Consider the following 21,199-nt stretch of genomic DNA (forward strand, 5'->3'; position numbering starts at 1 on the left):
TAGTAGATTCTAAAAACGTATAACAACTCCTTAAATTGTCTTGCAATGATTCATATAGATCGTACTGCTGTCCCAATTCCATCAGCTCTTCTTCCAAACAACAAAAGATTAGCAAGAGAACTTGAAGAAGCAAAAGCTTTTTTTGAATATGCCGAACACTCAAGAGGACAACGGCGATTTCGTTTTAAGAATTATTTAGATAAAACCATTAAAAATGCGCTAAAAGATCTTTTTCATGGAAAATGTGCATACTGTGAAAGTTTAATATTGACCACATTTGTAGGAGATCTGGAACATTACCGACCTAAAGGTGGTGTTTCAGAATCTTCAGACCATCCAGGATATTGGTGGTTGGTAAATGATTGGGATAATTTATTAGTTTCGTGTAGAAACTGTAATATTAAAAAAAAGAATTACTTTCCTATTAAAGATGAAACGAAAAGAGCGTTTTCGCCCAATGATGATTTGAATGACGAGAATCCTCTTATTTTAAATCCATGTATCGATCATCCAGAAGAACACTTTATGTATACGGATAAAGGTGTGATTGTCTCTAAAACAGAAAGAGGAAAAGCTTCTATCATGATTTTAGGCTTAAATCGTACAGCGCTTGTGCTAGCTCGTGAAAAAACCATCATTACTATTAAAGCTGCTATCGCGAGAATATATAAATTACTTGAGTCGGACGCAAAAGATCCTGAATTTCTAAAATCAGAAATCGAGATTTTGCAAAAAATGACAGCTAGCTCCGAAGAGTATGCTGGACTCAAAAGACAGTATATTTTATCCTTTTTAAAAGAACTTGAAGAGTTTAAAACGGAACCTTTACAAACGAAATCTTTCGAATATACCAAAACCTACACAGACGACGAAAAGCAAGCCGCAACCAAAGAATATGAAGACTTTACACAAGAAGTTGAAAGCAGCTATATGGATGTAGAATCTGAAATGAGTTCTATGTATATGCTGAAAGAACATTTTGTCGCTAAGATTGAATTGACCAATGTAAAAACGTATACAAGTCAAGAATTCAATTTGGTAAATGATGAAGGCAATTTTGTATTGTGGTTCATGTTATTAGGAGAAAATGGCACTGGAAAAAGTACCGTATTAAAATCCTTATGCATGAATTTGTGCGATATTGATTATTTTCAGGATATGATTCGAATGGATTTAATTGATCCAACAAGTTTTATAAAACACGGAGAATCTAAAGCCACTATTAAAGTGTGGATGACAGGAAGTAAAAATCCTCGAATATTAGAAATAGAAGAAGATTCCGTGACATTTACCAATGTTAAAGAACAAAGTGTTACGCTACCATTATCACTACAGGAAGAAAATATGCAAAGTAAAGTTTGGTCCTCTCCTACTTTTTTATTGGCATATGGCGCTACACGATTGCTTCCAAGAGGTTCCAAACATGAAGCTAAACATATTGTCAACAAAATGAATAAGCTTGACAATCTTTTCAATCCTTTTATTCCGTTAGGAGATGCTGAAAAATGGCTTTTGAATTTAGATGAAAAATTGTTCCGACGAGCTGCCATTATCATCAAAGATTTATTACGCATTCCAGAAGATGAGGAAATTTTAAGAACCGAAAATGAAGTAAAAATATATGTCAATCATCATTTGGAAACCTTCAAAGATTTAAGTGATGGATATCAGTCCGTAATGGCATTGACTACCGATATTTTACAATTGGTGATGAATTTCTGGGAAAATCCAGATGAAGCCAGAGGTATTGTTATTATTGATGAAATTGGCGCACATCTACATCCGCAATGGAAAATGCGCATTGTGAGTAGTATTCGCAAAGCCTTTAAAAACATGCAATTTATTGCTTCCACACATCAACCGTTGTGTTTGAGAGGTTTGGATGATGGCGAAGTGATTTTGATGCGACGAGATGCGGACAGACATGTAGAAGTGATCACGGAACTTCCTAATCCGAAAGAATTGCGGATTGGACAAATTTTAACCTCTGTATTTGGCTTGAGTTCTACGATGGATCCAGAATTAGAAGCTGAGTTTAATCGCTATTTTGAATTGAGAGCTATGAATTCAAGATCCGAAGAGGAAAAAGAAGAAATGAGCGAGTTGGAAGCGCAATTGAAACCTGATTTATTGTTAGGTGAAACTTTGTTAAATACGCAAGAATATAAAATCGTAAAGGAAAAATATGAGTTTTATAAGAAAAATGAAAAACCAAGTGATCTAGAAAAGCTAACAGATGATACATTATCAGCTGTACAAGAACTTTGGAAATCGTAACGTTTTAATTACTAGCATACGCCATGATAAAAATTAATCGTCCAGAGACTCCAAATATTAACATCTATACAGAAAAGACAAAATCGCTCTCTCTTGAACTGCGCACCAATTTGTTGAAATTGATTGCTGAAGATGCTGTCCATTTTCAAGGTTTCGTTTCGCGATTAGAAGATGAAAATGAAATGTTTACCAAAGCTGAGGAAGAAACTTTGGAAGCCATCAATTATTATGCTGATCCCGCTAATTTTAAAGTGGAAGGCAAAAAAGCACCAAGTTTTACGGTGTATAAAGACAAAGAGTTAAAAGAAAAAATTCGTACTGTATTTAATGATAAATGTGCGTATTGCGATAGTAAGTTTTTAGCCAATAGCAATGCCGATATTGAGCATTTTAGACCAAAAAAAGCATTCAATCCTTTTAGAGATGCTGTCGATGAAAAACTCATAGAACCGGGTTATTATTGGTTGGCTGCTGATTGGCACAATTTACTATGGTCGTGTATTCTTTGCAATCGAAAAAGCAATTTAGATCAACCCAATGTTGAAGGTTTGAAACCACTAGGAAAGAAAAACCGCTTCCCTATCGCCGAAGAAACAAAACGAATCCGATCGCACAACCAAGATTTAGATACTGAAAAAGATATTTTATTGATTATTGATCCGTGTGTCGATGATCCTGACGACCATTTTGTATTTCCTGTGAACGAAGAAAAGGACGTTGGCATTGTAAAAGCAAAAGTTTTAGACGATAATAAACCAAGCAAAAAAGGCGAAATCTCCATTGCCTTGTATGGTTTGAACCGAACCAAATTGGTTGCCGATCGTATGGAAGCTGGTTTGGACTTAAAATCTATTTTCATGGGACTTTTAGATAGTATTGAAGCCTTCTCACGAAAGAAAAATGCGGGAGAAGATACTTCCGAGGAAATCGAAAAGTTTAAATTTCAAAAAGCGCGATTTCAATCGAAAATGAAAGAGACATCCGATTATTTAAGCTTTAAAAAAATGCTGCTAGAAGATTTTAAAAACTTCTCGCAACTTCAAAGATTAGGACTTACTATTGAAGGATTATTGAAATAAAGATTTGCTATATTTTTTTTGTATTACTTATTTTATGATGATCTAACACGGTAAAACCATCTTCATCGTAATAGAATGCTTTTTCAAAAGCGACATTCATCAGCAATTCTTCAAAAGTATACGAATGCAGTTTGTGCACTTCTTCATTGAAAGCTTCATCATGATAGGAAACCATGATTAAAAACTCGCCGTTGAGTGTTTTGAGTTCTTCTTCTGTGAATTTATACAAAGGTGATTCTTCTGTAATTTCATGCACTAATGTCCATGTGGTTGGCAAATATGTAATATGATCTCTTTCCAGCTCTAGCTGATAAAAATTACGTCTGTAACCTTGCTTTTCATCGGGTTCTGTCATCGCCAACGTGACTTTTACACGCGGATTGATCATGACATCGATCTTACTATTCATCAAGCGAAACATCAATGCTTTTCCCTCTTTAAAATCACGGTAAATCATATGATCACTGAATTGAATAGATGCTTTTGGTTTGGAAAAACGTCCGTACAACAATCCTGTGACGAATGAAAAACTTAACAACCCAATCAAAGCTTGAAAACTCGACACAATTCCTGCCAATACACTTGTTGGCGCCATAGCTCCATATCCTAACGTAGTAATGGTTTGTGAGGAAAAGAAAAATGCATTTACAAAATCTACTAAAAAACCTTGCGGTTCTACAGAAATATATTCGACACCAATACTCACATAGATGGTGGCAAATGTCATATTGATGATAAAGTATACTAAAAAAACCAAGCAAAAAAAGCGTGACCAGCTTATATCTACCAAATACGCGTACAAAGCAGAAATTCCAACTTTTCCATGCAGGTGTTTAATATTAAACGAACCATCTTTGTTGACCATTCGTTTTGCGGATGTAATGGTAGCTTCTCCTAATCCTGGGTCTTTTACTTTTTTTGCCATGTACGTTCTTTAAGCATATAATGCATCTGTAAAATTATGCAACTTTTCTTTGAGTGCTTCCGAAGCTTCTATCAAAGGCAAACGAACCGTAGCTGTTGATAGGTTCAATTTTTCAAATACAGCTTTGATTCCTGCGGGATTTCCTTCTTCAAAAATATAATCAATGGCTGGCATCAATTGATAATGCAATTCATTGGCAGCTTTAATATTTCCTGCCAAGCCCAAACGCACCATTTCCGAAAATTCTTTAGCGTACCCTTGTCCTATCACTGAAATAACACCTGCTCCACCAGCATTTACCATAGGCAAGGTAATCATATCGTCTCCCGAAATTACCAAGAAATCTTCTGGAGCATCTTTTAGCAATCGCATTGCTTGAACAATATCGCCTGCTGCTTCTTTTACAGCAATGATATTTTTAAAATCATTCGCGAGTCTAATAATTGTTTCTGGCAATATATTGCTTGCTGTTCGCCCAGGAACATTATATACAACTATTGGTTTTGGACTTGCTTCAGCCACAGCTTTAAAATGCTGATAAATTCCTTCTTGAGTAGGTTTATTATAATATGGAGAAACGGATAATACCGCATCAAAATCCTGTAAATCGGTGTTTTTTAATTCATCTACAACGGCAGCAGTATTGTTTCCTCCAATACCTAAAATCATTGGCAAACGTTTATTATTTGCTTTTACGACAGTATCGATAACCAACTGTTTTTCTTCTGTGGTTAAAACGGCACTTTCTGCGGTAGTTCCTAAAACCACCAAATATTCTATTCCGCCTTCAATTACATGCTCAACAATGTTGACCAATGCAATCGTATCTACTGAAGTGTCTTTGTTAAAAGGTGTCACTAAGGCAACTCCAGTTCCTATGAATTTCTTCATTATTGTAATTTATTTAGTATGTGTAAATATGTGTGTAATTCTTTTGCAAATATTTTCAATTCGTTTTCTTTGGTTTGAATGATAACATCGTGAATTTCTTGACTGCATCCGGCAATTCCAATTTTAAAATTTGCCTTTTGTAAACCTGACGCTAATTGCAATGGTAAAATATCATCACTGTAATAACTGATCAATAAATCGTAAGGTTTGTCTAAAAATTCTGCTAATGCTGTTGTTTTTGCTTTTCCTTTCCAACCAATGTCTTTTTCATAAAAAACAGGATATTTTACTTCGCGTGCTTTTTGAAAGGTTTTATGATAACACATCACATCTATTGCTACATTGAGTTGTAAACTTTTAGCAATATGCTGAAAATCTTCTGTTACGTCAGCGTTTACAATAATACCAACAGTTTGAATTGGTTGTCCACTCACTTCCTTTGTAGTGGTTTTGTTTAGCTTTTTCGTAAGTACTTTCTTAGCTGATTTATGTTGTAATCCTTTTAAAAACATGTATGCGAATTGATATTGCACAAAAATACTCTTTTTCCACAAAAAAAGAGATGCACGTATGTATATGCATCTCTCTTTTATTAAAATAAAACGAATTATGTTCTTCCTCATGAACATTGATTATACACGAAGTTACAAGGAGTTTCTTAGATGAAAAAAAATATTTCATAAGCGTCATTTTTTAACAACGAACGTCCATTTTGAGCAAGTAATCACAAAAAAAGTGTATGTTTTTACAATTATTTAGTGTAGTTGACAACGCTTGTATCTGCTATTTTTTATAATTTGCCGCATATTTAAAGTTTATGAGAAAAATTATTGCGCTGCTTGTTGTTTTTATAGCAATTTCTTGTTCCCAAGAAAAACAGTCCATTTCCAAGATTGAAGGAAAACGTATCAACATCAACGATTCCTTAACTGCCAATCAAGAAATTGAAGATTTTATCAAACCTTTTCGCGAGCGTATCGAAGAAGATATGAATAAAGTGTTGAGTTATGCTCCAAAAGACATGCACAAGAATGATGGCGAACTAGAAACTACGATTGGAAATTTAATGGCCGATTTGGTAAAATCGCAAAGCGAACCTGTGTATAAAAAACGAACTGGAAAATCTATTGATATTTGTTTGTTGAATCACGGTGGAATTCGTGCGCCAATTCCTGCTGGACCTATTAAAACAAGAACGGCTTTTAATGTAATGCCTTTTGAAAACTCGATTGTTGTGGCCGAATTGACTGCTGAAAATGTACATAATATGGTGGCATATTTGGCAAAAGCAAAACGTGCACATCCAATTTCTGGTCTAACTGTTAAACTCGATAAAGATTTAAAAGTAACAGAAGCTTTGGTCAATGGGAAACCTATTGAAGATGGAAAAACCTATACGGTTGTTACTTCCGATTATTTACAAAATGGTGGTGATCGTATGAATTTCTTGAAAAATCCGGAAACTTTAGAGGTTTTAGATTATAAGATTAGAAATGCAATGATTGATTATTTTAAAACTGTTGACACCATTCCTGCACAACTTGATGGCAGATTTATTCAACAATAACTCAACTAAGAAATGAAAAGAAGAGATTTTATACAAAATTCGTTGGCTACTAGTGCTTTTGTGACCTTAGGAGGTTTGTCATTACAGAGTTTTACAGCGAATACAGCAAAGAAACACATTACAATTTTACATACCAATGACGTTCATAGTCATATTGATCCTTTTGGAGCCAATCATCCAAGAAATCCGAATCAAGGTGGCGCTGCGCGTAGAGCGAGTTTGATCGCAAACATCAGAAAAGAAAATCCTAATACATTGTTGTTAGATGCTGGTGATATTTTTCAAGGAACTCCATATTTTAATTATTATGGTGGCGAATTGGAATTTAAGCTTATGAGCATGATGAAGTACGATTTGGCAACAATCGGAAATCATGATTTTGACAATGGTATCGACGGATTGTTTGCGCAGTTACCAAATGCAAATTTTGAATTTGTTTCTGCCAATTATGACTTTAAAAATACCGTTTTAGATACACATGTAAAACCGTATAAGATTTTTGTAAAAGATGGTATTAAGATTGGAATTTTTGGTCTTGGTGTAAAATTAGGAGGTTTGGTTGATAAGCGTATGTACAAAGAAACTGTGTACAATGATCCAATTGAATCTGCGCAAGACATAAGTCGTATCTTAAAAGAAGAAGAAAAGTGCGATTTGGTAATTTGTCTCTCTCATATTGGTTACAATTACAAGAGAAATCCTGAGCGTCCATCAGATTTAAAATTGGCACGTGCTACCAAAGATATCGATTTGATTATTGGCGGACATACACATACATTTTTACAAAAACCAACCATTGAAAAAAATAGCAAAGGCGAATCTGTCTTAGTAAACCAAGTTGGTGCGTATGGTGTTTATGTGGGAAGAGTTGATTTTTATTTTGATGATGAGAAAAATGTAATTGCCAACGGAAAATCAATTATCGTTTAGCATTTAGCATTTAGTAAAAATAAAAAATCACTATACTTCTTGCTGGATTTCTTCAGTATCCTTAATGATAATGTATTGCCACATTTTATAATGAGAAAATATAAAAAGTGCATTTGAGATTACTGTATATATAGGTTTTCTTTCAATAAACAAATAGGTTCCAAATAGAATTCCCATGAATGCGGTGGACAAGCCTGCAAGCACCAGTTTTTTAGTAACTAGATTTCTGCTGCTTATGTACGTCATGGTAGACATGAATGAGAAGTATCCAATCGCAAAGGAGTAAAATATCACTTCTCCAAAAATTTCGTCACTAATTCTATCTACAAAAAGGATAAAAGGCAACATATAAATTGCTAAAAATGGAATGGTCGTAACAAGTAATCTACGGGTAGAAATATAATGCGCTTGCTTCAGTACGATAACTCCATATATAGACAAGGCAACTCCACTACTTATAATTCCGTTTGCTAGACTTTTTTCTATGAAAAAATAATAATCTGCAACCAAAAAAGCGATCAAGGCTAGTAAGTACAATATGTTCTTCACCTCAACATACAAAAAATAGCAAATGGTAATTATCGGAATCGTCAGTACTATGGCATATTTCCGAGATATATAATCAGGAAAAAATAACCATAAAATGTCTACAAAAGCAATGCATGCAAGTAGCGCAATTAAAAGCGAAGCAATCTTTTTCATTAACGATACAAAGTAACTTATTTCTAGATAAAATTCCTATACTTTTTTATTTTCAAGCAGTTAAAACGGAATCTCCTGTTCTTATTTCGTAATTATATATCTATACATTGCATAATGCATAAAGAGAAATGTAAAAACGATGGCAACTCTTATGCTGACTAATTTTTCAGAAAAAATATAATACCCATGAATGACAGTAGAAATTAAGAACACAATTCCTGAGTTAAGAAGCCATAAGTTCTTTGTGTTTCGTTGATTCACATATACAAGTCCAGAAACAAAGAAAAATAAGCCTACAAAAAACACATAAAACATGATGTAGTTAAATATATCAGTTTGTACACTATCATAATAATAAAATAGCGGCACCAAGTATACAATTAAAAAAGGAATGGTAGTCATTAAAATACTCCGCATGGATATTACAACCGCTGTTTTTAATACAATTACAACATACAAACACACACCAATTGCATAAAAGATAAGTGAAGGTTCAAAATAGGATGCGGTATTAAATAAAACAATGCCGCAAAACGTAGCTAGTAAGGATATAAAATAAAGTATATTCACCTTTTTCACAGAAAAAAGGTACAGTAAAATCAATACGGGAAATGGCAAAAATGTCACCAATTTTTTATCAATAACTTCGGGAAATATAATTCCTAATGCATTCAAAATAGACAGAAGGACAAAAAGGTATGTTAGGGGTTTTTGTTTAGACATTCAGCAATAATTCTAAAGTGATTTTTAAGGTACAAAATATTTTACAGAAATTAAATCTTTCCTATTTTTTGTAAGCTCTATTTCTACTTATCGACTACAAAGTCATTAAAAACCAACAACATGAAAAAATATATTCCATTTATTATACGCTTGGCAGTTGCTGTCATTTTGATACAAACATTACGATTTAAATTAACGGCACATCCTGATAGTGTTGCCATTTTTGAAGAAGTAGGTTTAGAACCTTTTGGACGTATTGGAATAGGAATTGCCGAATTAATCGCTGGAATTTTAATCGTTATTCCAAAAACGGCTTGGATAGGCGCTACCTTAACTTTAGGAATTATTGGAGGTGCAATTATGATGCATTTAACCAAATTAGGAATTGAAGTTCCTTTTGAAGGAGAGCCTGATGGAGGTGTTTTGTTTATAACCGCGATTGTTGTATTTGTTTTAAGCGCTGTTACACTTTGGCTACAACGCAAAGAGATTCCATTTATTGGAAAGAAGTTTCAATAGAGTTTTAAATGATCAGACAATATCTGTTAAGGTATTTTTTTCATCTTCAATCATAAATTTGAATGAAAAATATAATACAAAGTGACTGCAAAAAACCGCAATTACGGTAAACATAGTTTCGTACACATACAGTTCATTAATAGTAATAATGATATTCATAATACCTAAGTTAACAGCCGTAATTAACATCCATAAATTTGATTGATTTTTGTTTCTTAAGTAATAGTACAATGCTGCCATAATGTAGCCTAACATCAAGAAAGCCATAATAGCAAAATACACAAAATCCTCTTCTATTTCAGGATATATCAAACAGATAACTCTATCATAAATATATAATACAGGGAGAAATATTACAATCAACCAGATGTACATTTTGGTTGTTGTTTTCATCTTTTCATTTTTCAAATACATCAATCGGAGATATATTATATAGAATATTGAAACTAAAATGGATACCTCTTTAACATATTCCCCAAACCCTAGAATTAAATAAATTCCACTGGAAAGCCCAAAAATAAGCGCTAGTACAAACAAAATACTTGTTGGTTTCTTTTTTTCAGTCATATACACCACAAAAATAGAAACGAATGTAAGTGGATATACAAATAGCAAATCGCTCTTTTCAAATAAAAGAGCAACCAACAATGATATAAAAGCGGTTATAAAGAATGCAATATATGTCGGCTTGGTATACTTCATTTAACTCATTATATTCAACATATCGTCATCATCTTGACTACTATCATGTAACATAAATTTTAATACAAAAAACTGTATACATAAACTACAAAATACAACAATTACGGTAAAAAAGGTTTCGTACATGTACAATTCGTTCAAACCTATGATAATATTCATAAATCCTAGATTAACTGCAGCAATGAGCATCCAAAGGTTGGTTGGAGACTTATCTTTTAGGTAATAATACAAAGCAGTAATGATGTAACTCAACATAAAAAACATTAAGAAACTAAAGTAAATCACTACGTCTTTGAGCTCAGAAGAAATGGTTTGAATGACGTTGTAATAAATATATAATACCGGAATTGAAATTAAAAAGACATAAAAATACGTTCGAAGTTCTGTACGCTTCATCACATTACGCACATACATCAATCGAAGGTATATGATATAAAACAATGAAAATAATATAGAAACCGCTTTTAAATGATCGCGCAATCCTAATATCAACAATATACCACCTGCTAATCCTATAATTTGCGAGAGTAAGTATAAAACGCTTGTAGGTTCTTTTTTCTCCGTAAAATATATGATTAGTATTGTAAATACCGTAAATGGTTGCGCATAAATCAAACTAAACTTCTCCAAAAATATAGATACTAGTATTGTTGTCACTGCTGTAACAATAAAAGCTAAATGTGTCGGTTTAGTTAAAATCATTTATATCATATTCAAAAACTCATCTTCGGTTAATATTGTGATGTTTAACTTTTCTGCTTTCTCACGTTTGCTAGGTCCCATTTTGTCACCAGCAACTACGTACGAAGTTTTAGAAGAAATGGAAGAAGATACTTTTCCTCCATTGTTTTCTATGAGTTTTTTTAATTCATTACGCGATACTTTTTCAAATACTCCAGAAACAACAAAAGACTTTCCTAATAATGTTTCGGTAAGGCCTTCTAACTGTTCTGCCGAGAATTCCAATTTCACGCCGTATTCTTTTAAACGCGTAACTGTTTGCAAATTAGCTTCTTCTTCGAAGAATAACGCCACACTTTCGGCGATCTTCACTCCTATTTCGTCGACGTTCACTAAATCTTCCGACGAAGCGTCCATAAGTGCATCGATAGATTTGTAGTGTTTTGCCAATTTTTTAGCTACTGTTTCACCTACATATCTAATTCCCAGTGCATATAAAACACGTTCAAACGGAATTTGTTTCGAGGCTTCAATTCCATTGACTAAGTTTTCTGCACTTTTTTCTGCCATACGCTCTAGCGGAATGATTTGTTCTTTGGTTAAATCGTATAAATCTGCATAATTCGTTATCAGATTTTCTTTCACCAATAAAGCCACTGTTTCGCCTCCTAAACCATCAATATCCATCGCTTTACGCGAAATGTAATGCTGAATTCTTCCCACAATTTGTGGTGTACAACCAGTTACATTTGGACAGTAATGTTGCGCTTCTCCTTCTTTTCGTTCTAATGCTGTATTACATTCGGGACAATGCGTTGCATATACAGTTTCCGTAGAATCGTTTGGACGTGCTTCAAAATTCACACCAACGATTTTCGGGATGATTTCTCCACCTTTTTCTACAAAGACAGTATCTCGTTCTCGTATGTCTAATTTAGCAATTTGATCTGCATTATGCAAGGATGCGCGCTTTACAGTTGTTCCTGCGAGTAAAACTGGTTCCAAATTTGCGACCGGCGTAATGGCTCCAGTACGGCCAACTTGATAGGTAATTTCGTTTAAAATTGTAGCTACTTGTTCTGCTTTGAATTTATACGCCATCGCCCAGCGTGGTGCCTTTGACGTATATCCAAGCTCTTCTTGATAACGTAGATTATTGACTTTAATAACAACGCCATCAATCTCATAGGCTAACTCGTGACGATTGTGTTCCCAATAATTTACAAACTCTAGGATTTCGTCAACATTTTTAGCCACTTTTGCGACTGTAGGCACTTTAAATCCCCAATCGCGTGCTTTCTCTAAGCTTTCAAATTGTGTGGTAATTGGCAATCTTTCGCCTTTTATATTGTATAAGAGACATTCTAACGGACGTTTTGCCACTTCGCTACTGTCTTGTAATTTTAAACTTCCAGAAGCTGTATTTCGAGGATTCATATATGGATCTTCTCCATTAGCAACACGTTCTTCGTTCATTTTTTTAAATCCGTCAAGCGGAAGAATGATCTCGCCTCGAATGTCAAACTTTGGAGGGAAATCACCTTTAAGACGCAACGGAACCGTTTTAATAGTTTTGATATTGTTGGTCACTTCATCTCCTTGAAAACCATCGCCACGCGTGACTGCTTTAATTAGTTTTCCATTTTCGTATGTCAAATTCATTGAAGCACCATCGTACTTTAACTCACAGGTATATTCCACATTCTCAACACCTAGAATCTTTTCAATACGTTTTTCCCAATCCAACAAATCTTCTTTCGAATACGAATTGTCCAACGAATACATGCGGTATTCATGTGCAATGGTATTGAAATTCTTCGTGATTTGTCCACCAACACGTAACGTTGGCGAATTCGGATCGTGAAATTCGGGATGTTTCGCTTCCAATTCCTGTAATTCCTTGAGTTTCATATCAAACTCATAGTCAGAAATAGTAGCGTTATCTAATACGTAATAATTGTGATTGTGTTCGCGTAATTCATCGCGCAAAGCGTTTAACTTCTCTTGAATATTACTCATGTAGTCTTGTGATATTGTGTATATAACAAATATAACAAACTATACTTTCGGAACAATAATATTACGTTAGATTATCCTGCAACTACAGACTTTTTTCGCTTGGTATACCCATAATACATGATATATGCATAACAAACCATTGCTAAGATAAATGCAAGTTTGAAACCTACAGTATCAATTAAAGAACCTATAATAAATGGAATTACAGCTCCACCAACAATAGACATACACAACAATCCTGAAGCTTGTGCTTTTAATTTCCCTAAACCTTCTAAGCTTAAGGTAAATATTGTTGGGAACATAATTGAGTTAAACAGTCCTACCGCTAACATAGACCACATAGATAGGAGTCCTGTTGTCGTAATTGAAATCGTAATCATAGAAATTGCTAGTATTGCAAAAATACTTAATACTCTTCCGGGCGCCATTATTTTAGTTAAATACGCACCTACAAAACGACCAATCATTGCGCCGCCCCAATAAAATATTATAAATACTCCTAATAATGATTTCGGATCTTTTCCATCAAAATCTTTTCCAAAAACATCAGCAATTGTATTTGCAATGCTCATCATCGTATCATTAGCAGCTACCGTAGCTCCCAAATTCATACTGTCAAAATAATTTACCATAAAACTTCCTATAGCAACTTCGGCACCTACATAGACAAAAATTCCCAAAGCACCCATTAACATTACTTTGTTTTTTAGCAGAGTTAAATAGCCATCTTTTGGACTCTCTTCCATTATTTTTGGTAGTTTGATAAAGAAAAAAGCCAAGGCTAAAAGCGCTATCAATCCAGCAATTAACAAAAAAGGAGTTTGCACCGTTGAAGCTTCTGCAATATAATATGCTTTTTTATCTAGTTCGCTTAATGCTTCTATTTCATCCGAAGTTTTTACACTATCACTCAATAAATATAAAGCACCCACAACTGGAGCTAATGTAGTTCCTAATGAGTTAAATGCTTGTGACAAGTTCAAACGACTCGATGCGCCATCTTCAGAACCTAACAAAGCTACATACGGATTGGCGGCTACTTGTAATACGGTAATTCCAGCTGCAACAGTAAAATATCCTATTAAAAAGACTGAAAATATTCTGTATTCAGCAGCAGGATAAAATAATAAACATCCTACTGACATAATAGCTAAACCTAAAATGATTCCTTTTTTATAACCAATCCGAGATAAAATGATACTTGCTGGTATTGAAACAACGAAAAAAGCTATGAAAAAGGCAGATTGCACTAACACCGTTTTAGCATATGTCATTTCAAACACATCTTTTAATCTTGGTACTAAACTATCGACCAATACGGTAATAAATCCCCAAAGGAAGAATAAAGTCGTTAGAAATATAAAAGCACTTTTGTACGATTTGTTGGTTGACATATTTGGTGTGTTTTTGTTGTTAGTTTCTAGTTGTTGGTTGGTTATTATGTGTTTACGATACTTTCTAAATCAAAATGTAAGCTATTAAACTATTCAATTTCGTTTTTGTTATTCGTTTTTTTGTGGATTTGTTAGTTTACTTTTACATAACTTATCACTTTTCAATTCTTAACGAGCTATCAATTACGATACTTTTACATTTTAAATTTAGAGTTTTACATTTTAAGTTTCTACTTCGTTTTATGATAAAAATCCGCTTTGTGATTTTTGTTTTCGTTGTTTTGATACGTGGTATAATTGAACCACTCATGGATGCAATACGCGCCCGTTTCTCCTTTTTTGTTGACCGCAATATAACCTACTTGAAAATCCTTGTAATTTGGACTTTTCTTTATGACACGTTTTACTGCTTCTTCACAGGCTTCTTGTGGCGATTTTCCTTGTCGCATCAGTTCTACAATAAGAAAACTTCCTACTGTTTTTAAAACCTCTTCTCCCATTCCTGTAGCGGTGGCACCTCCAATTTCATTATCTATAAACAATCCAGAACCTATAATGGCCGAATCTCCAACACGACCTTGCATCTTATAAGACAATCCGCTTGTGGTACACGCTCCAGAAATGTCTCCGTTTTTATCAATCGCTAACATTCCAATGGTATCATGGTTTTCCACATTGATGATCGGTTTGTATTCCGATTTCACTTTCCATTCCTCCCATGCTTTTTTAGAAGCTTCTGTCAATAGATTTTCTGGTTCAAAACCACTTTCAATCGCAAATTGTTTTGCTCCATTTCCTGCCAACAATACATGTGGCGTATCTTCCATCACTTTTCGGGCAACCGAAATTGGATGTTTTATATTTTCAATACACACAACAGCGCCATAATCTCCTTCTTTATTCATAATGCACGCATCCAACGTTACATTTCCATCTCTATCGGGCAAACCGCCTTTTCCCACAGATTGATTGTTTACATCTGCTTCTTCAATCATGACACCTTGCTCTACCGCATCTAAAGCCGATTTTCCTGCTTGCAATACTTCCCACGCCTTCGCTGTGGCATTCGGTACATTCCAAGTAGCAATCACCATTGGAATGACAGGTTTTGAATTCGTATTTACAGTCGTGCCGGCAACTTTTTCAGTTCCTTTTTTATCATCTGCACAAGCAGCCAATGTGGTTCCAACTGTTAAGCCTAAACCTGTTAAAGCAGCATTTTGAATAAACTTTCTTCTTTTCATCGTGTGTAATTTTAAACACTGCTTTTCACGATTTTCAAATTAAATGAATAAAATGTAAAACAGTCAATCGTATTTTTGCTTCTTTTGATACTATTTAATTTGAGAACGGTATTTTCTAATTCATGAGCTCAAAAAACAGTATTGTCACTTCGAGCGCAGTCGAGAAGTAATCTATACATATCTATTTTCAAAGAATCTCGACTGTGCTCGATTTGACATCTTTTTATATTTTGCTTGCCGTTGAACTATTATTTAACTTCAATTTCATCTACAAATAACCACGAACGTCCATCGTGTTTGTAACCCAAATGCCATTCAGGCAATACGCCTAATTTTTTGGCAACTATTTTTACATAACGCGCCTTTTTCGTGTTAAATGCAGCGCCTATTTTATGAACATGTGGTTTTTCAGTAGGTCTTGGTTTTTCATGAACTAATTTTTGAACACTCGTAAACTTCTTTCCGTCTTTAGAAACCAAGAATTCAACTTCTGTTGGTAAAAAGATCCATGATTTTTGATCTTGTAAAAAGTTAAGATTTACATAATAGATATCTTTCACACTTCCTAAATCGACTGTCGCAATTAAATCTTTATCAAAATATCCTTGCCATGTTCCTGTACGAAAATCTTCGGTTCCTAAAATTCCATCAATCAATGCATTTTGTCCACCGGCATTATATTGATTGGCATATTCAGTTCCTAATTCAATCTTTAAATTTGGATCAATCTTGAAGAAATCTGTTGTAATTTCTACACTCTTTTTTCCATCTTTTTCTGCGTAAACTCTCAATTGTGAAGCTTCCGAAATAGTGAATGGTTTTGTATATTCTTGTACATTACTTTTATCCAATTGATAGTAGATTTTAGCATTCTTATCTACAGATTGCAATGTCACTTCTGTTTCTCCTTTAAACGCAATATCACCTTTCGCAATAAATGGTGGCGGCACAATTGTATGTTCCGTAATTTCCGTTACCGGAATATTCTCATCTTGAGTTCCCCAATCGGTTGCCGTATTTGTCATTTCAAACACTAAACTTCCGCCATTCATAATATCTTGATGATTGATGAATGTTTTGGAATGATTCTTTCCGTTCAATGTTGCCGATTTGATATATTTATTTTCTTTCGAAATATTATTCGCAATAATCGTAAACGTCTTTCCATTTTCCAAATTGATCGTAGCTTTATCAAACAATGGCGTTCCAATAATATATTCGTTGTTTCCTGGTGTCACCGAGTAAAATCCTAAGCTACTCAACACATACCACGCGCTCATTTGTCCACAATCTTCATTTCCAGAAACGCCGTCAGGTTCGTTTTTGTACAATGTTGTCAATATTTGATGTACGTATTCTTGTGTTTTTGCAGGTTTATTGATGAAGTTATACAAATATGCCATATGATGACTCGGTTCGTTTCCATGTGCATATTGACCAATTAATCCTGTAATATCTGCTTGATTTCTTCCAGAAGTTTCTTGTTTTGCAGTGAATAATTTGTCTAATTGTGCTTCTAACTTGTCTTTTCCTCCTAATAGTTCAATAAAGCCAGAAACATCTTGCGGCACATAAAAACTGTATTGCCAAGAGTTGGCTTCCGTATAATTAAAGTTTACTTCATACGGATCAAAAGGTGCAAACCATGTATTTCTAAAACGTCCACGCATAAATTGCGTTTCTGGATCAAATACATTCTTATAAAATTGTGCTCGTTTTATAAACGTTTCATACGCTTCCGTTTTTCCCATTGCTTTTGCCATTTCCGCAATCGTCCAATCGTCATATGCGTATTCTAAGGTTTTAGAAACCGATTCTGATTCTTTTTCAACAGGAATATAACCTAACTCTTTATAATAATCCAATCCTAATTTATCACGTGTAGCACTGTGCTTCATCGCTTCAAAAGCTTTTTCTACATCATAATCGCGAATGCCTTTCATATATGCATCAGCAATCACAGGAACGGCGTGATATCCAATCATACAACCTGTATAATTTGCCGATAAATCCCAAATTGGCATAATGCCGCCTGATTCATATTTCTTAATAAATGTCTTAATGAAATCATTCGTGCGATCTTGCTCAATAATTGTATACAACGGATGTGCCGCGCGATACGTATCCCACAAAGAGAACACTGTATAATGTGTATGCTCTTTCGATTCGTGAATTTCCAAATCCATATCACGGTAACGTCCGTCAACATCTTGATACAAGTTTGGTGCAATCATAGTGTGATATAATGACGTATAAAAATTGGTTTTATAATCTATATCATCACTTTCAATAACAATTTTTCCCAATTGTTGTTCCCAAGTGTCTTGCGCTTTCTTTTTAATTGCTGCAAAGGACTTCTCTCCTATTTCTGTTTCCAGATTTTTCTTTGCGCCTTCTACATCAACTGCTGAAATTCCAACTTTGATTATAATAGGTTCGTTATTTGGGTTTTTAAACCTTAAAGCAGATCGTCTAGCGCCTGGCATTCCTTGTTTTGGTGGCGATTGCAACATATCATCAAAAGGGTGCGATGTTTTTATCACATAAAACAACCGTTGATCTGATGCCCAAGCTTCCGAAAATCGGTAGCCTACAATTTCCGTATCAGAAACTTTTTCAATTTTAGCATCCAATACTTTATCACGATGTATTAAATCTAACATCACAACTTGATTTTCTGCGGAAGGAAAGGTGTATTTATGCATTCCGCTTCGTTCAGAAACAGTCAATTCCACATCAATATTTGTGCTATCTAAATGTACTTTATAGTATCCAGCTTCTGCCACTTCATTGTCATGCGAAAAATGAGCGCGATAGCCTTTTTTTCCATCAGATCCATTATTGAAGTTTATTTCATTGGTTGGCATTAATAAAATATCTCCATAATCGGAAACTCCTGTTCCACTTAAATGTGTATGCGAAAAACCGTAAATGTATTCGTCTGAATAATGATAGCCCGAACAGCCATCCCAACCATCCAAACGTGTATCTGGACTGAGTTGCATCATCCCATACGGCATGGTCGCGCCAGGATAGGTATGTCCATGTCCGCCAGTTCCAATAAAAGGATTTACATAATGAATTAAGTCTTTATCTTTTTGAGCAATTTCTATTTTTTGGTCATTCGTACAGCTAAAAAATAGCGAAATGACAACAAAAATGGTAATGTGTTGAAGTTTCATTAAAATAGATTCGTAGATTTATGGCAACTAATATACTAAAATGAGAAGCAATATTTTTTTCAAATTCATAATTTTCCTTTGTTTCATTGGTTGTTCAAAACCACAACCGAAACTACAAGCACCCGAAAGACCGTATATTATACCAATGCCAAGTGATTATGGCTTAGAAAAAGGAACTTTTTTATTTAATGAAAATGTTTCATTTCATTCCGATTCAGAACTGACAACTGTTGCAAATTTTGCGAATGATTATTTTGAAGAGAAACTTGGATATAAACTCATTGCACATAGCAAACCTAGTGTAAATATCCTTTCATTTGAGTTTGATTCAACTATTAAACATGATGAAGGATATGAATTGACTGTAGATTCAACAGCCATTAAAATAAAAGCAAAAACAACACAAGGTGCTTTTTATGGATTTCAAACGTTACGTCAATTTTTTCCACCAACTATAGAGAACAAAACATTTCCAAACAAAGAAATTCAACTACAAAATGCATTTGTAAAAGATGCGCCACGCTTTTCGTATCGCGGAATGCATTTGGATGTTTCACGTCATTTTTATTCCATAGATTTTATTAAAAAGTACATTGATCTGCTTTCACAGCTAAAAATGAATACTTTTCACTGGCATTTGACAGACGATCAAGGTTGGCGTATTGAAATTAAGCAATATCCAAAATTACAAGAAGTAGCCGCTTTTCGCGATGAAACGTTGATTGGACATTATAACGATGCGCCGCAACAATTTGATGGTAAGAAATATGGCGGATTCTACACACAAGAAGAAGTCAAAGACATTGTAAATTATGCTTCCCAACGATTTGTAACGGTAATTCCTGAAATTGAAATGCCCGGACATTCACAAGCTGCCATTGCCGCTTATCCCAATTTAGGTTGTACAGGAGAAAATGTAAAAGTTGCTACAAAATGGGGCGTTTTTGAAGATATTTATTGTCCGAAAGAAGAAACATTTACCTTTTTAGAAAATGTGTTGGATGAAGTGATGCCGCTTTTCCCTGGAAAATATATTCATATTGGTGGTGATGAAGCTCCAAAAACGCGTTGGAAAGCTTGTAAACACTGTCAGGAACTCATCAAGAAAGAAGATTTAAAAGACGAACATGGTTTGCAAAGTTACTTCATTGCTCGCATGGAAAAATATATTAATAGCAAAGGAAAACAGATTATTGGTTGGGACGAAATTTTGGAAGGCGGATTGGCTCCAAATGCAACTGTAATGTCTTGGCGTGGTGTAAATGGTGCTGTTGAAGCAGCAAAAGCTGGTCATAATGTGATCATGACACCAACATCACACTGTTATTTTGATTACTATCAATCTGACAATTCCGATGAACCTTTGGCGATTGGAGGATATTTACCATTGAAAAAAGTGTATAATTTTAAGCCAATTCCAAAAGAACTAAGTCCTGAAGAAGCAAAGCATGTACTTGGTGCGCAAGGAAATGTGTGGACGGAATATATTCCAACTTCCGAAAATGTAGAATATATGGCATTTCCGAGATTGATTGCCATGGCGGAAGTCAACTGGTCAAATCCATACCGAAGAGATTATCAAGACTTTGCGTATCGCTTATCGCATTACCATAAACGTTTGGATGCGATGAACATAAACTATGCAAATCACTTGTATGAAATTGAAGGTGAAGTTGCCAAACGTAATAATAAAATGGTGTTTGATTTACAAACCATCATTAAAAACAAAACCATTCGTTATACTACCGACGAATCTTCTCCGACACTAACTTCTACAGCCTATGAAAGGTACATTCCGATTGAAACATCGACTGTGTTGAAAGCTGCGGTTTTTGATGACAAAGAGAAGTTAGGACGTGATTTTACGTTGACATTCAACAAACACAAAGCGGTTGGAGCCAACATTACGCTCGATCCAGAACCATATAAAGCATACGCTGGAAGTGGAAAAGCAGGATTGATCAATGGAATTGCAGGAAGCGATACACGTTATGGCGATAAAGAATGGCTTGGTTTCTGGGGAAAAGATGTCACGATTACCATCGAATTTGAAAAGCCTACTAAAATTAGTTCCATTGCTACACGATTTTATAATGCGAACGGACAGTGGATTTATGCGCCCACAGAAATCGGCATTAGTTATGTAAATGAAGAAGATGGCAGAACGTTGCATCAAATCAATCAAGTTAAAACTTCAGATAGCAAACTCATTTCACATACATTCAAAATTGAAGAGATCACCACAAAGCATATCGAAATTTTTATTCCAAATTACGGAACCATTCCTGATGGAAAACAAGGCGCGGGCAACGAAGCATGGACGTTTTTGGATGAGATTGTGGTAAAGTAGACTTCGACTCCGCT

Annotated in this window: 17 protein-coding genes; 6 read left to right on the plus strand and 11 right to left on the minus strand. The window is 34.5% G+C overall.

Annotation, left to right across the window (positions count from 1 at the left end; genetic code table 11):
• Nucleotides 1-45: 45 nt before the first annotated feature.
• Nucleotides 46-2,277 (plus strand): AAA family ATPase, encoded by a 2,232-nt coding sequence (locus Q0845_RS14880; RefSeq protein ID WP_298514738.1) that lies wholly within the window; start codon nt 46-48, stop codon nt 2,275-2,277.
• Between the two features lie 23 nt (nt 2,278-2,300).
• Complete coding sequence (locus Q0845_RS14885) at nt 2,301-3,356, plus strand: hypothetical protein (RefSeq protein ID WP_298514741.1); 1,056 nt, start codon at nt 2,301-2,303, stop codon at nt 3,354-3,356.
• Nucleotides 3,357-3,363: 7 nt separating this feature from the next.
• Here Q0845_RS14885 and Q0845_RS14890 read toward each other — a convergent pair whose 3' ends face one another.
• From Q0845_RS14890 to Q0845_RS14900, 3 genes are read right to left on the minus strand one after another with little or no spacing between them, the layout of a single operon-like run.
• The gene (locus tag Q0845_RS14890; protein WP_298514743.1) at nt 3,364-4,281 is read right to left on the minus strand and encodes an ion channel; all 918 of its coding nucleotides are present in this window, start codon (nt 4,279-4,281) and stop codon (nt 3,364-3,366) included.
• Nucleotides 4,282-4,290: 9 nt separating this feature from the next.
• Nucleotides 4,291-5,172, minus strand: coding sequence for a 4-hydroxy-tetrahydrodipicolinate synthase (dapA, locus tag Q0845_RS14895; RefSeq protein WP_298514745.1), 882 nt, complete (start codon nt 5,170-5,172; stop codon nt 4,291-4,293).
• A complete protein-coding gene (locus Q0845_RS14900; protein ID WP_298514748.1) occupies nt 5,172-5,705 on the minus strand; it encodes a hypothetical protein in 534 nt (177 codons plus the stop codon). The genes dapA and Q0845_RS14900 overlap by 1 nt, the downstream gene beginning before the upstream one ends.
• 284 nt (nt 5,706-5,989) lie before the next feature.
• Here Q0845_RS14900 and Q0845_RS14905 point away from each other — a divergent pair, with 284 nt between their 5' ends.
• Together Q0845_RS14905 and Q0845_RS14910 are read left to right on the plus strand one after the other, a co-directional pair.
• A complete protein-coding gene (locus tag Q0845_RS14905) occupies nt 5,990-6,739 on the plus strand; it encodes a 5'-nucleotidase C-terminal domain-containing protein (protein ID WP_298514750.1) in 750 nt (249 codons plus the stop codon).
• Nucleotides 6,740-6,751: 12 nt separating this feature from the next.
• Nucleotides 6,752-7,669 carry a bifunctional UDP-sugar hydrolase/5'-nucleotidase gene (locus Q0845_RS14910; RefSeq protein ID WP_298514753.1) on the plus strand — a complete coding sequence of 306 codons (918 nt, stop codon included), beginning with the start codon at nt 6,752-6,754 and terminating at the stop codon, nt 7,667-7,669.
• 30 nt (nt 7,670-7,699) lie between these two features.
• On the opposite strand, the gene Q0845_RS14915 is transcribed toward Q0845_RS14910, so the two are convergent.
• Both Q0845_RS14915 and Q0845_RS14920 read right to left on the minus strand, forming a co-directional pair.
• Nucleotides 7,700-8,371 (minus strand): hypothetical protein, encoded by a 672-nt coding sequence (locus Q0845_RS14915; RefSeq protein ID WP_298514755.1) that lies wholly within the window; start codon nt 8,369-8,371, stop codon nt 7,700-7,702.
• 81 nt (nt 8,372-8,452) lie between these two features.
• Nucleotides 8,453-9,094, minus strand: coding sequence for a hypothetical protein (locus Q0845_RS14920; protein ID WP_298514757.1), 642 nt, complete (start codon nt 9,092-9,094; stop codon nt 8,453-8,455).
• A gap of 120 nt (nt 9,095-9,214) precedes the next feature.
• Between Q0845_RS14920 and Q0845_RS14925 the strand changes: the two genes are divergently transcribed.
• Nucleotides 9,215-9,613, plus strand: a complete 399-nt coding sequence (locus Q0845_RS14925) for a DoxX family membrane protein (protein ID WP_298514759.1) — start codon at nt 9,215-9,217, stop codon at nt 9,611-9,613.
• A gap of 12 nt (nt 9,614-9,625) precedes the next feature.
• On the opposite strand, the gene Q0845_RS14930 is transcribed toward Q0845_RS14925, so the two are convergent.
• From Q0845_RS14930 to Q0845_RS14955, 6 genes are all read right to left on the minus strand, one after another.
• A complete protein-coding gene (locus Q0845_RS14930; protein WP_298514762.1) occupies nt 9,626-10,006 on the minus strand; it encodes a hypothetical protein in 381 nt (126 codons plus the stop codon).
• Between the two features lie 309 nt (nt 10,007-10,315).
• Nucleotides 10,316-11,017, minus strand: coding sequence for a hypothetical protein (locus Q0845_RS14935; protein WP_298514765.1), 702 nt, complete (start codon nt 11,015-11,017; stop codon nt 10,316-10,318).
• Nucleotides 11,018-13,015 carry an NAD-dependent DNA ligase LigA gene (gene ligA, locus Q0845_RS14940; protein WP_298514767.1) on the minus strand — a complete coding sequence of 666 codons (1,998 nt, stop codon included), beginning with the start codon at nt 13,013-13,015 and terminating at the stop codon, nt 11,018-11,020.
• A gap of 71 nt (nt 13,016-13,086) precedes the next feature.
• Nucleotides 13,087-14,409 (minus strand): sugar MFS transporter, encoded by a 1,323-nt coding sequence (locus Q0845_RS14945; protein ID WP_298514769.1) that lies wholly within the window; start codon nt 14,407-14,409, stop codon nt 13,087-13,089.
• Between the two features lie 230 nt (nt 14,410-14,639).
• On the minus strand, nt 14,640-15,653 hold the full coding sequence (locus tag Q0845_RS14950) for an isoaspartyl peptidase/L-asparaginase family protein (protein WP_298514773.1): 1,014 nt from the start codon (nt 15,651-15,653) through the stop codon (nt 14,640-14,642).
• Between the two features lie 248 nt (nt 15,654-15,901).
• Nucleotides 15,902-18,835 carry a GH92 family glycosyl hydrolase gene (locus Q0845_RS14955; protein ID WP_298514775.1) on the minus strand — a complete coding sequence of 978 codons (2,934 nt, stop codon included), beginning with the start codon at nt 18,833-18,835 and terminating at the stop codon, nt 15,902-15,904.
• A 40-nt stretch (nt 18,836-18,875) separates the two neighbouring features.
• On the opposite strand from Q0845_RS14955, the gene Q0845_RS14960 reads away from it, so the two are divergent.
• A complete protein-coding gene (locus Q0845_RS14960; RefSeq protein WP_298514778.1) occupies nt 18,876-21,185 on the plus strand; it encodes a family 20 glycosylhydrolase in 2,310 nt (769 codons plus the stop codon).
• Nucleotides 21,186-21,199 lie beyond the last annotated feature (14 nt).

Origin of the sequence: uncultured Kordia sp., assembly GCF_947489565.1 — a bacterium.
Taxonomy (GTDB): Bacteria; Bacteroidota; Bacteroidia; order Flavobacteriales; family Flavobacteriaceae; genus Kordia.

Bases quoted from the DNA above. Each gene is read 5' to 3' on its own strand.
- Q0845_RS14880 (WP_298514738.1), top strand. From the start codon at position 46: ATGATTCATATAGATCGTACTGCTGTCCCAATTCCATCAGCTCTTCTT.
- Q0845_RS14885 (WP_298514741.1), top strand. From the start codon at position 2,301: ATGATAAAAATTAATCGTCCAGAGACTCCAAATATTAACATCTATACA.
- Q0845_RS14890 (WP_298514743.1), bottom strand. From the start codon at position 4,281: ATGGCAAAAAAAGTAAAAGACCCAGGATTAGGAGAAGCTACCATTACA.
- dapA (WP_298514745.1), bottom strand. From the start codon at position 5,172: ATGAAGAAATTCATAGGAACTGGAGTTGCCTTAGTGACACCTTTTAAC.
- Q0845_RS14905 (WP_298514750.1), top strand. From the start codon at position 5,990: ATGAGAAAAATTATTGCGCTGCTTGTTGTTTTTATAGCAATTTCTTGT.
- Q0845_RS14910 (WP_298514753.1), top strand. From the start codon at position 6,752: ATGAAAAGAAGAGATTTTATACAAAATTCGTTGGCTACTAGTGCTTTT.
- Q0845_RS14915 (WP_298514755.1), bottom strand. From the start codon at position 8,371: ATGAAAAAGATTGCTTCGCTTTTAATTGCGCTACTTGCATGCATTGCT.
- Q0845_RS14920 (WP_298514757.1), bottom strand. From the start codon at position 9,094: ATGTCTAAACAAAAACCCCTAACATACCTTTTTGTCCTTCTGTCTATT.
- Q0845_RS14925 (WP_298514759.1), top strand. From the start codon at position 9,215: ATGAAAAAATATATTCCATTTATTATACGCTTGGCAGTTGCTGTCATT.
- Q0845_RS14930 (WP_298514762.1), bottom strand. From the start codon at position 10,006: ATGAAAACAACAACCAAAATGTACATCTGGTTGATTGTAATATTTCTC.
- Q0845_RS14935 (WP_298514765.1), bottom strand. From the start codon at position 11,017: ATGATTTTAACTAAACCGACACATTTAGCTTTTATTGTTACAGCAGTG.
- ligA (WP_298514767.1), bottom strand. From the start codon at position 13,015: ATGAGTAATATTCAAGAGAAGTTAAACGCTTTGCGCGATGAATTACGC.
- Q0845_RS14945 (WP_298514769.1), bottom strand. From the start codon at position 14,409: ATGTCAACCAACAAATCGTACAAAAGTGCTTTTATATTTCTAACGACT.
- Q0845_RS14950 (WP_298514773.1), bottom strand. From the start codon at position 15,653: ATGAAAAGAAGAAAGTTTATTCAAAATGCTGCTTTAACAGGTTTAGGC.
- Q0845_RS14955 (WP_298514775.1), bottom strand. From the start codon at position 18,835: ATGAAACTTCAACACATTACCATTTTTGTTGTCATTTCGCTATTTTTT.
- Q0845_RS14960 (WP_298514778.1), top strand. From the start codon at position 18,876: ATGAGAAGCAATATTTTTTTCAAATTCATAATTTTCCTTTGTTTCATT.